Consider the following 778-nt stretch of genomic DNA (forward strand, 5'->3'; position numbering starts at 1 on the left):
TTTAGGGATGCTCTGAAGTAGGCCGACATTTTCTATCAGCCTCGCACCCAGGTCTCAAAAAAGCGATCCCGTAAAAAATACGCTCAGATTCGTCATCAGTTTTACGCGTTCGGCGGTTCAAAACCTCCCGCAGCAGGCATTTCCTGCATCACAGGCGCACCTGTCCTGCGCTGCTCAGTAAATGTCTGCGGGCCATCCAAAGGTTCGATAGCGCAAACAGGGTCACTATCTGTGCCGTATTTTTCGCCAAACCACGGAAGCGCACCTTGGTGTAACCGAACTGCCGCTTGATCACCCGGAACGGATGTTCGACTTTCGCTCGTGTCTGCGCCTTGACCTTCTCGATCTTGCGGATGACTTTGTAAAGAAGGCTGCGGTTGCCGTATTTCTTGTAGGTGCTTCGTCGCGCCGCGACCTGCCAGAGCACTGGGCGACCTTTATGTTCTTCTCGCTTGTCGACTCCGGTGTAGCCAGCGTCGGCGCAGACCACGTTTTCCTCGCCGTGTAGCAGTTTGTCGACCTGGGTGACATCCGCGACATTGGCCGCAGTGACCACCACGCTGTGCACCAGACCTGACACATCATCGGTACCGATATGCGCTTTCGCGCCGAAGTAGTATGGGTTGCCCTTCTTGGTTTGATGCATTTCCGGGTCGCGCTTACCGTCCTTGTTTTTGGTCGAACTGGGCGCGCTGATCAGCGTGGCGTCCACGATGGTGCCTTGGCGCAGCGAAAGGCCACGGTCGCCCAAATAGCCATTGATCACGGCCAGAATTCC

The 778-nt window shown here is 55.8% G+C and carries 1 protein-coding gene; it reads right to left on the bottom strand.

Annotated elements, in window-relative coordinates:
- Positions 1 to 148: 148 nt before the first annotated feature.
- On the bottom strand, positions 149 to 778 hold a 630-nt coding region (locus PMM47T1_RS28470), incomplete at its 5' end, for an IS5 family transposase (protein WP_008375924.1).

Source organism: Pseudomonas sp. M47T1, assembly GCF_000263855.1.
Taxonomy (GTDB): domain Bacteria; phylum Pseudomonadota; class Gammaproteobacteria; order Pseudomonadales; family Pseudomonadaceae; genus Aquipseudomonas.